The following is a 13,344-nucleotide window of genomic DNA, read 5'->3' as shown; positions in this document are numbered from 1 at the left end:
CGGGCCTGCGCCGTCAGTGGGCGGCGGCTGCCGTTGAATTGGTGGCGGCTTTGGGCAGGCTTTTGGTCAGCAGCACCGCGGTCATGCTGACGCACAGGGCAATACCAATCCAATGGAAGGCGTCATTGTAGGCCATTATCGCGGCTTGCTGGTGGGTGATCTGGCTGATCTGCGCCAAGGCGGCCTGTTCGCTGCCCAGCTTGCTGGTGAGCATCGCGATGCGTTCGGCCACTTGCGGGTTGGTCGGCACCAGTGCTTCACGCAAGTAGTCGAAATAGACTTTCGCGCGGCTGTCGAGCAGCGTGGCGAGCAGGGCAATGCCGATTGCACCGCCGAGGTTGCGCAGAATGTTGAACAGACTCGAGGCCGAGCCGGCATCTTCGGCGCGAATATAGGCGGTGGCAATCAGCGATACCGTGACCATCACCATCGGCTGGCCAAGGGCGCGGACCAGTTGGATGTGATTGAACTGCTCGCCGGCGAAATCCGGGTTGAGTGTGCCGGAAAAAAAACTGGCCGCGCCGAACAGGCCAAAGCCCAGAGCGCAGAGGATTTTCGGGGTGATGAATTTCATCAATTTGGGAATCAGCGGAATCAGGAACAGCTGGGGAATACCCATCCACATGATCACTTCGCCAATTTGCAGCGCGTTGTAATTCTGTATCTGCGCCAGATACAGCGGCAACACATAGATTGAGCCGTACAGGCCCATACCGAGGCCGACGCTGGAAATGCTGGTGAGACCAAAATTGCGCTCACCGAGCACGCGCAGGTTGATCAGCGGGTTGGGCTTGGAGAACTGCAAAATCACAAACGCGATCAGGCTGATGCTGGCGGTAGCGCCCAAACCTGCAATCAAACTGGATTCCAGCCAGTCTTTGCGATGGCCTTCTTCGAGGAATACCTGCAAACAACCGAGCCCGATGGCCATGGTGACGATGCCGGCATAATCGGTGCTTTTCAGCAGTTCCCAATGCGGCGCTTTCTTTTCCAGGCCGTACATCAAGCCTGCAATCATCAACAGGCCAGGCGGCACGTTGATGTAGAAGATGTATTCCCAGCCGAAGTTCTCGGTCAGCCAGCCGCCGAGAGTCGGCCCGATGGAGGGCGCAAAGGTCGCGGTCATGGCAAACAGCGCCATGCCTTTGGCGCGGTGATGTTCCGGCAGTTTGATCAGGGTCATGGTGAAGGCGAGCGGGATCAGCGCGCCGCCGGTAAACCCCTGCATGGCGCGGAACACAATCATGCTTTCTAGGTTCCACGCCATCGAACAAAGCAGGGACGAGAACAGGAAGCCGATTGAAACCCAGATGGCCAGACGCCGCGCCGAGAGCAATTGCACCAGCCAGGCTGTGAGCGGGATCATGATGATCTCGGCCACCAGATACGAGGTGGAAATCCACGAGCCTTCTTCCAGCGTGGCTGCCAGTGCGCCCTGAATGTCTTTGAGCGAGGAGTTGGTAATCTGAATGTCCAGCACCGCCATAAACGCGCCGAGCATCACACTCATTACCGCAATCCAGTCACGCCTGCTCGGCTCGCCGGTAGGGCGAACCAGCTGATCACCCGCCATGTTGCACGTCTGCCTTGATGTCTACTTTGACTTCAACGGACATGCCGGGGCGGATTTTGCCTTGCAGCGGATTGTGTGCAGCGAACGTCAGCTTTACCGGAATGCGCTGCACAACCTTGGTGAAGTTACCGGTGGCGTTGTCTGGCGGTAATAGGCTGAACTGAGCGCCGGAAGCGGCAAACAGGCTTTGTACCGTGGCTTCGATCGGCGTATCGGGGAAACTGTCGAACACCAGTTCGGCCTGCTGGCCAACCTGCATGTGACCAATCTGGGTTTCCTTGAAGTTGGCCTGCACCCAGATGTCGAGATCCGGGACGATCGACAGCAGATAGCCGCCCACTTGAGTGTATTGGCCGTTGCGCGCTGCCCGCTGGCCGATAAAGCCGCTGATGGGGGCGTAGATCTTGGTGCGCTTGAGGTCGAGTTCGGCTTTTGCGATGTCGGCGCGGGCGCTGGAGATTTGTGCGTTGAGGCTCTTGATCTCGGCTTGCAGGGTATTCACCTGCTGGCGCTGGGCTTGCAGGTCTGCCTGGGCCTTGGTGACTTGGGAGCTGGCAATGCGCTGGTCGGCGTCGAGTGTGGTGACCCGTTCCTCAGACACATAACCAGGCTTGCGCAGGGTTTTGGCGCGGGACAAGTCGACTTTGGCGCGGCTCAGCGAGGCTTGCGTCGAGGCCACCTCGGCAGCGCTGGCTGCGATCATGCTCGACTGCTGGCTGAGTGTGCTCTGGGTTTGCGCCAGTTGTGCTTCGCGGGTTGCAAGGGCGGCGCGGGCGCGGGTGAGGGCAAGTTCGAAATCGCTGGAATCAAGCTCGGCCAGCAGTTGGCCTTTTTCGACGTGCTGATTGTCTTTTACCAGTACCTGATCAATGCGTGCGTTGAGCTGGCTGGAGACGCGGGTGATTTCACCTTGTACATATGCGTTGTCAGTTGACTCGACGTATCGACCAATCAGCAACCAGTGAGCCAGAAGCGCCGCAGCTATCAGGGCAACCAACAGTACAAACAGGGATAAGCGACGTTTTAGCTGGGCAGGCATGAACAAACTCAAGTTATAGGTATTAGTCCTTAGAATCTAACAGTGTTCCTTAAGAAGCTGTAGCGGGTAGAATTCAGAAACTTTGTTGCTTATGGGGAACAATAATGGGGCTCGATGATGCTCTGATCTTCACGCGCGTTGTGGAGTGCCACAGTTTTACCCTGGCCGCGAAAGGGTTGGGCATGCAGAAGTCGACAGTCAGTCGGCGTCTGGCGTTGCTTGAGGACCGGTTGGGCGTGCGTCTGCTCAACCGGACCACGCGTAAATTGCGTCTCACCGAGGTGGGTCAGGCTTATTACGACCGTTGCCGGCAGATCATGTTTGATTTCGCCGAAGCTGAGCAGGCGGTCATGCAGTTGCAGCGCGAGCCTTCCGGTTTGCTGCGCATTTCATCGCCGATAGAGTTCGGACAACTGTTTCTGGCGCATGCGATTGGTGCATTCATGCGCCAATACCCGCAGATCACCGCCGAAGTGGAGTTGACTGCGCGCTATGTCGATCCGGTCGAGGAGGGCGTCGATATCGCCTTGCTCGTCGGTCAGCCGCAAGACTCGACCCTGATTGCCCGCAAGCTGCTGGAAACGCCGAGAAGCCTCTGCGCCAGTCCCGAATATTTGGCCATTCATGGTGTGCCGCAAACGGTGAGTGATCTCGCATCACACCGGGCCATCGTTCTTGGTCACGACTCACCGCGCTACTGGCCGCTGCTCGGGCAAAGCGTTGCCTGCCACAGCGTGATGACCTGCAACAACATCACCTTCGCCCGCGAGGCCGTGCTTGCTGGTGCCGGGATTGCCGGTTTACCGGACATGATCTGCGCGCAGGCAGTCGCCGAAGGGCGCCTGGTTGAGGTATTGCCGGAAGCGGAATTGCCCGTGGGTGAGTTGTATGCGGTGTATCCGTCGCGGCGTTTTCAGGCGATGAAGGTCAAAGCCTTTCTCGACTTTCTGATCAATGCGCTGCAAGCGCTTGATGGCTTTGAACTGGAGCCCAAGCCCCCCGGCCTGTTAATATCCAAGCCTTGATTCAGGTTGTTGAGTCCCTGTGCGCGGCTGGCTTGCCGCGCAACGGTTAAGCGCTGCGCTGCTGGCTGTTTCTGGCTGAGCAGGGCGCGCCTCTGTGATTCAACCCATTGCACCTTCTTGCGTTTATCCCCCGAGAGCCGCCATGACCACCGTTCGTACCCGTATTGCGCCATCCCCCACCGGCGATCCACACGTAGGCACTGCCTATATCGCGCTGTTCAACTTGTGTTTCGCCCGTCAGCATGGCGGCGAATTCATCCTGCGTATCGAAGACACCGATCAGGTGCGTTCGACTCGCGAATCCGAACAGCAGATCTTCGATGCGTTGCGTTGGCTTGGTATTGAGTGGAGCGAAGGCCCGGATGTCGGTGGCCCGCATGGCCCGTATCGGCAGAGCGAGCGTGGGCATATCTACAAGCAATACACCCAGCAGTTGATCGACCAGGGCCACGCGTTCAATTGTTTTTGCAGTGCCGAGCGTTTGGACAAGGTCCGTGCGGAACAGATGGAAGCCAAGCAGACGCCACGTTATGACGGCCACTGCATGCACATTTCCAATGCCGAAGCGCAGGCGCGCATCGAAGCCGGTGAGCCACATGTTGTGCGCATGAAAGTGCCGACGGAAGGCGTGTGCGTGGTGCCTGACATGCTCCGTGGCGAAGTCGAGATTCCGTGGGACCGCATGGACATGCAGGTGCTGATGAAGACCGACGGCCTGCCAACCTACTTCCTCGCCAACGTGGTTGACGACCATCTGATGGGCATCACGCACGTGTTGCGGGGTGAGGAATGGCTGCCATCGGCGCCCAAGCTGATTCTGCTCTACGAATACTTTGGCTGGGAAAAGCCGCAGCTGTGCTACATGCCGCTGCTGCGTAACCCGGACAAGAGCAAGCTCTCGAAGCGCAAGAACCCGACGTCGATCACCTTCTACGAGCGCATGGGCTACCTGCCAGAGGCGATGCTCAATTACCTCGGCCGCATGGGCTGGTCGATGCCGGATGAGCGCGAGAAATTCTCGCTGGACGAGATGATCGCCAACTTCGACATTCAGCGGGTTTCGCTCGGCGGGCCAATCTTCGATCTGGAGAAGCTGTCCTGGCTCAATGGCCAGTGGATGCGTGAGCTGAGCGTCGAGGACTTTGCGGCTGGCGCGCAGAAGTGGGCATTCAACTCCGATTACATGATGCAGATTGCCCCGCACGTTCAGGGCCGCGTCGAGACGTTCAGTCAGATTGCGCCGCTGGCAGGTTTCTTCTTCTCGGGCGGGCTTAATCTGGATGCCAAGCTGTTCGAGCACAAGAAGCTCTCAGCCGATCAGGTGCGTCAGCTTATGCAGTTGATTCTGTGGAAGCTGGAATCGCTGCGTCAGTGGCAAAAGGACAACATCACGGGCTGCATTCAGGCCGTGGTCGAATCGCTTGAGTTGAAGCTGCGCGATGCCATGCCGCTGATGTTTGCCGCCGTTACCGGCCAGAGCAGCTCGGTTTCTGTGCTCGACGCCATGGAAATTCTCGGCCCGGATTTGACTCGCTTCCGCCTGCGTCAGGCAATCGAGTTGCTGGGCGGCGTGTCGAAAAAAGAAAACAAAGAGTGGGAAAAGCTTCTGAGCAACATTGCCTGACACGGCATGCGGCGCTGAAGGTTTATCGCTGAAACTGCTAAAAGCGGGTAAGTGGTTGTTCTGTCAGCATAAAGAATCTTCAAAAGGTCTAAAATTTTGTTGACAGTAGGCGGGGGCGCACTTAATATGCGCCCCGTCCTTGAGATGGGGCTATAGCTCAGCTGGGAGAGCGCTTGCATGGCATGCAAGAGGTCGACGGTTCGATCCCGTCTAGCTCCACCAATCTCTTTAAAGCCGTAAGGCTTGCCACGATCGGTTCATTGAACGGGTCGAGTTTGAAGGTTTTGTCCCCTTCGTCTAGTGGCCTAGGACACCGCCCTTTCACGGCGGTAACAGGGGTTCGAGTCCCCTAGGGGACGCCATTTTAAAACGCAGTGCCGCAAGGTGTTGTGAGCCGAGAGGCGATAAATCTGGGGGTATAGCTCAGCTGGGAGAGCGCTTGCATGGCATGCAAGAGGTCAACGGTTCGATCCCGTTTATCTCCACCAATTTTTTAGCGGTTCAATTCATTTGATTTGCTAACTGCCACGAGTCAGCGATTAGCTGGCTTGGTTTCGAAGGTTTTGTCCCCTTCGTCTAGTGGCCTAGGACACCGCCCTTTCACGGCGGTAACAGGGGTTCGAGTCCCCTAGGGGACGCCAATTTTTACCCGCTGTGCGGGTTTTTTAAAGGGTCATTCTTAACGGAATGGCCCTTTTGTTTGTCTGCTGTTTTTATCCCCGTACATATCGCAGTTGTGCTGGTACAAGGGCTCTGGCAGTGTTGCGCGTAGGTGCAGGCACATGCCTGTGAAGCTATCGTGTCCATGCAACGCTCATGCGTCGAGGCCTCTTGGCAGGCCGCTGCGCTGGGCGTGAAGGGCGAGAAGGGAGGCAGGGATGAATTGGGATCTTGATAATCCGTTCGTGATCGATATTGCGGTAACCGCCGATGATATCGACGGTCTGGGGCACGCCAACAACGCGGTGTATATCACGTGGATGGAGCGCTGCGCGTGGCGCCACACGCAGTATCTGGGGCTGGATCTGGTTGAATACCAGCGCCTGAACCGGGCAATGGCGGTGGTGCGGCACGAGATCGATTACCTGGCCAGTGCCTATGAGAATCAGCAGTTGCAGGTCGCGACGTGGATTGTGGAGTCTGACCAGCGTTTGAAGATGGACCGTCAGTTCCAGATCGTGCGCCCCGAGGACGGCATGACCCTGCTGCGCGGCAAGACCACTTTTGTCTGCATCGAGTTGTCGAGCGGTAAGCCCAAGCGCATGCCGCGCGAGTTTATCGAGGGCTACGGCAAGGCACTGCGCCAGCCTTATCCTCTGGAATTGTAAGCGCGCAGTTACTGCGCTTCTGGCGCGATGAAAATCGAGTCGTTGGTGACCTTGATCTGGAAGTAGCGCGTTTCTCCCGGCGCAATGATCAGCGACTGGCTGTTGCGCAGATTGAGATTGCCGCAGTAGCCGGCAGGCGAGGTCATCATCAGGATGTTTTGCTCGCCGGCTTCGATGTTCAGGGTCACCGATTCGCCGATGCCCAGTTCGGCGCCGTGCAAACCGCCGACCAGAATGGCTACGTCGCAGGCTGTGGGCGCATTTCGGTCGCGACTGAATACGACGTGCGCAGCTTTGTTGGGCATGGGTTTCAGGCCAGGTTGCTCGAATATTTGGGCGCCGTCAGCCGTGCTGACCATCAGGGTGAGCAGGCATACAGGCAGCAGCGATAAACGCATAAATATCCTCCGGGATCAGCGTCGGGTTAGTGTGCAGCATTCGCTTCGATAAGTCCGTGGAATTGATCCGCAGAGTTGTCATTTAACGCAATACGCCCCTGCTGCGCAGTGCAAGGCGCGACAGGTTCTTGAGAGTACAGTTATGCAAATCGCTTTGGCGCCCATGGAGGGGTTGGTTGACGATATTCTGCGCGATGTGCTGACGCGCGTCGGGGGTATCGACTGGTGTGTGACTGAATTCATTCGTGTCACGGAGCGCCTGTTGCCGGAGGCGACCTTCTACAAGCTCGCCTCAGAATTGCACAACGGCTCGCGCACGGCAGCGGGCACCCAGCTGCGGGTGCAATTGTTGGGCTCCGATCCCAAATGCCTGGCTGATAACGCCGCGCTGGCTTGCGAGTTGGGCGCTCCGGTGATCGACCTGAACTTCGGCTGCCCAGCCAAGACAGTCAATAAATCCCGTGGCGGTGCGGTGCTGCTGAAAGAGCCGGAGTTGCTTCACGAGATCTTGTGCGAGGTGCGCAAAACCGTGCCCGCGAACATTCCGGTCACCGCCAAGATGCGCCTTGGTTTCGAGCACAAGGATGGCGCCATGGACTGCGCGCGTGCCCTCGCCGAGGGCGGCGCCGAACAGCTCGTTGTTCACGCCCGCACCAAGGTCGAAGGCTACAAACCGCCGGCGCATTGGGAATGGGTGGCGCGCGTGCAGGATGTCGTGAGCGTGCCGGTGTTTGCTAATGGCGAAGTCTGGAATCTTGAAGATTGGCAGCGCTGCCGTGAGATCAGTGGTGTTGATAACATCATGCTGGGTCGCGGCCTTGTCGCGCGTCCGGATTTGGCCCGGCAGATCTCTCAGGTGCGCGCGGGCCTGCCTGTCACCGAAATGAGCTGGGCCGAGTTCATGCCGTTACTCACCGATTTCTGGGTGCAGGCGCGCTACAAGATGACCCAGCGCTCGGCGCCGGGACGGCTCAAGCAATGGCTGGCGTTGCTGACTAAAACCTACCCCGAAGCTGTTGAGCTGTTCAACGTTTTGCGCCGCGAGACGGACTGCGAGCGCATCGATCAGTTGTTCGCAGTACAGCTCGACCGCGAACGCTTCCTGCACGCGCAGCATGCGCTGCAAGCCCAGGCGCAATGCGCATAGAGCCGTGAGTCGTCACGTTCTCGGCGGATTTCTAGCGCCCGCCGGCTACGTCGAGTAACGCCCCGCTGGTGTAAGACGCCGCATCGCTGGCCAGCCACAAAATTGCCTCGGCGATTTCTTCGGGTTGGCCGCCGCGCTGCATCGGGATGCTCTTGCTGACACGCTCAACGCGTCCCGGCTCGCCGCCGCTGGCATGAATCTCGGTGTCGATCACGCCGGGGCGAACAGCGTTGACCCGAATGCCGTCAGCGGCCAATTCTTTGGCCAGGCCCACTGTCATGCTGTCAATCGCGCCCTTGGCGGCGGCGTAGTCGATGTATTCCTCTGGTGCGCCAAGTTTGGCGGCAATAGACGACAGGTTGATGATCGCGCCGCCATTACCGCCACGGCGTGTCGACATGCGCTGAATGGCTTGGCGTGCGCAGTAAAAACTGCCGTAAACATTGGCGGCAAACACCCGCTGCAGGCGCGCGCCGTCGATCGCTTCGAGGCGGCTTTGCGATTCCAGCATGCCCGCATTGTTGACCAGTACATCGAGCCGCGAGAACTGTTGGTCGAACTGTTTGAACAGCTCCGCAACTTGGTTCTCGTCACTGATATCAGCCTGGATGGCAAATGCTTCGCCGCCGTCTGCGCGGATCTCAGCAACCAGTTGTGTTGCTGCGTCCTGCTGTTGCCGGTAGTTGATGCACACGGCGTAACCCCGCGCGGCGGCGAGCCTTGCAGTGGCGGCGCCAATGCCGCGACTGGCCCCGGTAATCAACATGACTTTGCTGTGCATGAAGCCTCCTTGTGCGGTTGAGTGAGCAAACAGTCTAGGTAAAAAATTTTACAACCGACTCTTGAAAATGATTTTGCCGTCCACATTTTTATTCCTGAGAGATGCCGAAGTCGGGTCTCGTCAGCTTGTACCAAAGCCACTTTTTAGTGGGTGCAAGCAGTTAATTGAACACCCTCGCTGAATATCAGGAGAAACACATGAGTACTGCATTTTCCATGACCCCGCTGCTGCGTCAGTCCGTTGGCTTTGACCGCTTCAATGATTTGTTTGAGTCGGCCATGCGCAATGAAGGCGGGAGCAGCTACCCACCGTACAACGTTGAAAAGCACGGTGAAGATCAATACCGAATTGTGGTTGCCGCAGCCGGCTTTCAAGATGAAGACCTTGAGTTGCAGGTAGAGCGTAGCGTGCTGACTGTAACCGGTGGCAAGCGTGAAGCACCAACCGAAAGTGTCAGCTACCTGTATCAGGGCATTGCCCAACGGGCTTTCAAGTTGTCGTTCCGTCTCGCGGACCACATTGAAGTGCGCTCGGCGAGCCTGATCAACGGCTTGCTTAATATTGACCTGGTACGTGTTGTGCCAGAAGAAGCCAAGCCCAAGCGCATCGCCATCAACAGTGCGACTCAAGCGCTGAACAGCTAAGCGTCTGAGGCACTCAGCCAAAGCAGCGCCCCCGCTTTGTCGGGGGCGTTTTCGTGAGAGGCGTTTGCTTAGTGAATCAGCGGGTTTTGCGCGTCGCGTAGCAGCTGACGGAATGCGTCGAGTGGCAGTGGCTTGCTGAACAGGTAACCTTGATACAGGTTGCAGTTCTGCTTGAGCAGGAAGTCGAGTTGCTCCTGTTCTTCAACGCCTTCGGCAATCAGGGTCAGCTCCAGGCTGTGAGCCATGGCAATAATGGCGCGAATAATCTCTGCATCGTTCGGGTCGCTGGTCGAGTCCTGAATGAACGACTTGTCGATTTTGATCACATCAACCGGCAGCTTTTTGAGGTAGGTCAGCGAGCTGTAGCCGGTGCCGAAATCATCCATTGCGAAGCTGATGCCCAGCTTCTTGAGCTTATTCATCTTGGCGATCGCGTCTTCGATGTTCTGAATCACAATCCCTTCGGTAATTTCCAGCTTGAGCATCGGCAAGCTGCTTTGGCGCAGGCAGTTCTCGACACGCTGGACGAAGTCTTTCTGGCGGAACTGGCGCGGGCTGATGTTTACGCAGAGGCTGAAGTTCTCGGGCGCGATCAGGCCTTCTTCGATCAACGCCACGCAGCTGGCGCAGGCCTCGTTGAGAACCCAGCTGCCGACTTCGAGAATCAACCCGCTTTCTTCGAGAATGTGAATGAACCGGGCAGGGGACTGAGCGCCCAGTACCGGATGATTCCAGCGTAGCAATGCTTCCGCGCCAATGATCTGGTTGGTCAGTGCGTCCACCTGCGGCTGGAAGTACAGCTCGAACTCGGAGCGTTGCAAGGCCAGACGCAAGTCGCTTTCAAGGCGCAGACGTTCGCTGGCAACTTCTTGCATGGAGGCGTCGAACATCTGCACGGTGTCACGCCCCAGGTCTTTGGCGCGATAGAGGGCAATGTCGGCACGCTTGAGCAAATCGGCCGGGGTCTGGCCATGATCCGGAATCAGCGCCATGCCGATGCTGGGCGTGACCTGCAGCCGGTGTCCGTCAATCAGCATCGGTTCGGCCAGCAGAGAGCGGAAACCATCGGCCAGGCGATAAACCAGCTCGGTTACGCGGCTCATATCGCCTTCCAGGCCAGACAACAAAATCACGAACTCATCACCACCGAGTCGCGCTACTGTGTCTTCCATGCGTACGCTGGCCTCAAGGCGCGCAGTGGCCATTTTCAGCACGCTGTCGCCAACCGGATGGCCGAGAGAGTCGTTAATGTGTTTGAAGTGATCCAGGTCGAGAAACAGCAGGGCGCCGCGCAAGTCATGGCGCTTGAGCAAAGCAATTTGCTGGCTCAGACGATCCATCAGCAATGCGCGGTTGGGTAAGTTGGTCAGCGAGTCGTGGTAAGCCAGATGCTGGACCTGAGCCTGCGCTTCCTTGAGCTCGGAAAGGTCGCGTACCGTCATCAGCAGGCAAGGCACGTTGTTCAGCTCGATAGTCTGAACCGAGATGTCGACCGGAATGATGTTGCCGTCACGATGGCGGCAGCGCATTTCCATGTGCACGGTGCTGCGCGCGTTTTCTATTCTGTCGAGCACGCGTTGGCGCTCTGCCTGACTTTCCCAAATATTAATTTCGTTGGCGGTGAGGCCAATAATGTCTTCACTGCGATGGCCGGTCAGGCGGTGGAAGCCTTCATTCACTTCAATGTAGCGACCGGTCGCACGCTCGGTAATGGTGATGGCGTCCGGGCTTGAATGGAATGCTTTGGCAAACTTGTCCTGGCTGGCTTCAAGCGCGGCTTCTGCGGCCTGTTGATCGGTAATGTCGCGGAATGTGGTGGTGATGCATTCATGTTGGTCGACGGTGATCAGTCGGCTCGACAGAATGCAGGTCAACTCTTTGCCTGAGCGGGTTATGAACTGCACTACTTCGTTGTTCAGTTCATGGTCGCGCATGAATCGCTCATGCAGTTCGATACGTTGATCGGGGGTGCGCCAGATTTTCAGGTCGGTACTTTTGCTACCAATCAGCTCGGCCTGACTCCAGCCAAAGGTCCTGCAAAAACTGGGGTTGACCTCAATCATGGTGCCATCTTCCGCCCGCGATACGCAGATCGGCTCCGGGCTTGCCTGGAACAGTGCGGAGTATTTCTCCTCTGATGCAGCGAGCGTCTGCTCACGCAACGTGCGCTCGGTAACATCCATCACCACGCCCGTCAGGCGCAGGGGATTGCCAGCGGCGTCGCGGCTGAGTTGGGCGATGCATTCCAGATAACGCGTGGAGCTGTCGGGCAGTTGCGAGCGGTAGGTGAGCTGATAGGTCGGCTGATCGCTCGCCAGCAACGCGCGATAGTCCTGGTACATGCGTTGTTGGTCTTGGGCATGGACGTGAGAAAAGAATGTGCTGAACGGACCCTGGTATTCCTCTGCCGGTAGGCCGTGCAGCATCGCGGCGCGTTGTGAGCCAAACAGGGTTTTATTCGGAATATGCCAGTCCCAGGTCCCCAGATTGGCCGAGTCCAGCGCCAGATCGAGGCGCGCCTGGCTGTCTTTGAGGGCGCGTTCCTGGCTTTTTTGCCGGCTGATATCGCGAATGGTCAATATCAGGCAGTCGTGATTGTTCAGCTCGATTTCATCGCCGAACAACAGCTTGGTGCTCGGCTTGCCTTGTTTGTCGCATAGCTCGACCTCGAACTCTTGCAGGCTGTTCGCCTCAAGTGCTTCGATCATTCTCATGCGGTCTTGTGGGTGCTGCCAGACGCCCAATTGGCTGGCTGTCTTGCCGATGGCGTTGGCATTGCTCCAGCCGAATTGGCGCTCGAAACTCGGGTTCACCTGAATCAGTTTGCCGCTGTATTTCTCGCTGATGACCACCGCGTCCGGGCTGTACTGAAACGCCTTGGCGAACTTTTCTTCACTGAAGCGCAGTGCTTGTTCGGTGCGCTTTTTTTCGCAGGTGTCAGTGAAGGTGCAAAGCACGTAGTCGACCTGATCAATCTCGATCAGTTGAACACTGAGAATGCCATCAGTCAGGCTGCCATCGCGGCGGCGCAGGGTGACATTCTTGCTCAGCGGCTCGAGGGTCGACTCAAGTGCGGTGCGCAGCGTGTCGCGGTCATTGGCTTCGGTCCAGATATTCGCGTCAAAAGTGGACTTGCCGTATATCTCCTGGCTCGACCAGCCAAAGCTGTTTTCAAAGTGCTGGTTGACCGCGGTAATGATCGAGTCCGCTTTGCGCACCAGTGCGACTGAGTCCGGGCTCAGCTGAAACAGGCTGTCAAAACTTCTTGAGGATTCAGCCAGTGCATGCGCCTGTTCCTGCTGACGGGTGATGTCACGCACAACGCCGTAAAGCGCGATTTGATCCTCGTCGCGTTTCAGGCTGGCGTTGATCTCCAGCCAATGCAGGCTGCCATCGGGCCACATGATCCGGTGGCGCATGGTCTGCTCGCTGAGATTACCCCGGCAGATATCAGTAAACAGGGCTCTGATTTGTTTGTGGTCTGCCTGCGGTACCAGGCTGAAGTAGTCGATTCGTTTGCGTGGTTGCTTGTCGGTGTCAATCCCGAAGATTGCCTGTGAGGCGCGCGAACCGGTGATCCGGCCGCTATTTACGTGCCAGTGCCACGCACCCATGCGTGCGCCATTCAGCGCCTTGAGCAGGTGCGGAAATTGTTCCCAGGTACTCTCGAACTCGCCGTCATCCAGTGGCTCAAGGAAAGGGTCCGGGTATTCGATATCGGGGCGGTTGCTCATAGACCGCCTTTTACAGGGGATATGTGCTGCCCAGTTTGCCGAAGGAAGAGA

The 13,344-nt window shown here is 57.6% G+C and carries 10 protein-coding genes and 4 tRNA genes; 9 read left to right on the top strand and 5 right to left on the bottom strand.

Annotated features, from left to right (window positions below):
- Window positions 1–13: 13 nt before the first annotated feature.
- The gene (locus BM395_RS01595) at window positions 14–1,573 is read right to left on the bottom strand and encodes a DHA2 family efflux MFS transporter permease subunit (RefSeq protein ID WP_069899090.1); all 1,560 of its coding nucleotides are present in this window, start codon (window positions 1,571–1,573) and stop codon (window positions 14–16) included.
- Window positions 1,563–2,612: an HlyD family secretion protein gene (locus BM395_RS01590; protein WP_069899088.1), complete on the bottom strand. Its 1,050-nt coding sequence runs from the start codon at window positions 2,610–2,612 to the stop codon at window positions 1,563–1,565. Before BM395_RS01590 ends, BM395_RS01595 begins: the two co-directional genes overlap by 11 nt.
- Window positions 2,613–2,716: 104 nt before the next feature.
- On the opposite strand from BM395_RS01590, the gene BM395_RS01585 reads away from it, so the two are divergent.
- From BM395_RS01585 to BM395_RS01555, 7 genes are all read left to right on the top strand, one after another.
- Window positions 2,717–3,637 carry a LysR family transcriptional regulator gene (locus tag BM395_RS01585; RefSeq protein WP_090508641.1) on the top strand — a complete coding sequence of 307 codons (921 nt, stop codon included), beginning with the start codon at window positions 2,717–2,719 and terminating at the stop codon, window positions 3,635–3,637.
- 142 nt (window positions 3,638–3,779) lie between these two features.
- Window positions 3,780–5,261 (top strand): glutamate--tRNA ligase, encoded by a 1,482-nt coding sequence (gene gltX / locus BM395_RS01580; RefSeq protein ID WP_090508640.1) that lies wholly within the window; start codon window positions 3,780–3,782, stop codon window positions 5,259–5,261.
- A 146-nt stretch (window positions 5,262–5,407) separates the two neighbouring features.
- Window positions 5,408–5,483 (top strand) — tRNA-Ala (locus tag BM395_RS01575).
- Window positions 5,484–5,547: 64 nt separating this feature from the next.
- Window positions 5,548–5,623, top strand: a tRNA-Glu gene (locus tag BM395_RS01570).
- A 50-nt stretch (window positions 5,624–5,673) separates the two neighbouring features.
- A tRNA-Ala gene (locus tag BM395_RS01565) sits at window positions 5,674–5,749 on the top strand.
- 77 nt (window positions 5,750–5,826) lie between these two features.
- Window positions 5,827–5,902: transfer RNA gene (locus BM395_RS01560), tRNA-Glu, on the top strand.
- A gap of 237 nt (window positions 5,903–6,139) precedes the next feature.
- Window positions 6,140–6,589 (top strand): acyl-CoA thioesterase, encoded by a 450-nt coding sequence (locus BM395_RS01555; RefSeq protein WP_069899082.1) that lies wholly within the window; start codon window positions 6,140–6,142, stop codon window positions 6,587–6,589.
- 8 nt (window positions 6,590–6,597) lie between these two features.
- Here the strand turns inward: BM395_RS01555 and BM395_RS01550 are convergent, their stop codons facing one another.
- Window positions 6,598–6,987 (bottom strand): hypothetical protein, encoded by a 390-nt coding sequence (locus BM395_RS01550; RefSeq protein ID WP_090508639.1) that lies wholly within the window; start codon window positions 6,985–6,987, stop codon window positions 6,598–6,600.
- Window positions 6,988–7,129: 142 nt separating this feature from the next.
- On the opposite strand from BM395_RS01550, the gene BM395_RS01545 reads away from it, so the two are divergent.
- Window positions 7,130–8,134 carry a tRNA dihydrouridine synthase gene (locus tag BM395_RS01545; RefSeq protein ID WP_090508638.1) on the top strand — a complete coding sequence of 335 codons (1,005 nt, stop codon included), beginning with the start codon at window positions 7,130–7,132 and terminating at the stop codon, window positions 8,132–8,134.
- A 31-nt stretch (window positions 8,135–8,165) separates the two neighbouring features.
- On the opposite strand, the gene BM395_RS01540 is transcribed toward BM395_RS01545, so the two are convergent.
- Window positions 8,166–8,915: an SDR family oxidoreductase gene (locus tag BM395_RS01540; protein ID WP_242454987.1), complete on the bottom strand. Its 750-nt coding sequence runs from the start codon at window positions 8,913–8,915 to the stop codon at window positions 8,166–8,168.
- A 197-nt stretch (window positions 8,916–9,112) separates the two neighbouring features.
- Here BM395_RS01540 and BM395_RS01535 point away from each other — a divergent pair, with 197 nt between their 5' ends.
- Window positions 9,113–9,559, top strand: a complete 447-nt coding sequence (locus BM395_RS01535) for an Hsp20 family protein (protein ID WP_069899074.1) — start codon at window positions 9,113–9,115, stop codon at window positions 9,557–9,559.
- A 68-nt stretch (window positions 9,560–9,627) separates the two neighbouring features.
- On the opposite strand, the gene BM395_RS01530 is transcribed toward BM395_RS01535, so the two are convergent.
- Window positions 9,628–13,293, bottom strand: a complete 3,666-nt coding sequence (locus tag BM395_RS01530) for a sensor domain-containing protein (RefSeq protein WP_090508637.1) — start codon at window positions 13,291–13,293, stop codon at window positions 9,628–9,630.
- Window positions 13,294–13,344 lie beyond the last annotated feature (51 nt).

Source organism: Pseudomonas marincola, from assembly GCF_900116605.1.
In the GTDB taxonomy this organism is placed as follows: Bacteria; Pseudomonadota; Gammaproteobacteria; order Pseudomonadales; family Pseudomonadaceae; genus Aquipseudomonas; species Aquipseudomonas marincola.
This window is presented reverse-complemented; position numbering and strand designations above follow the sequence as displayed.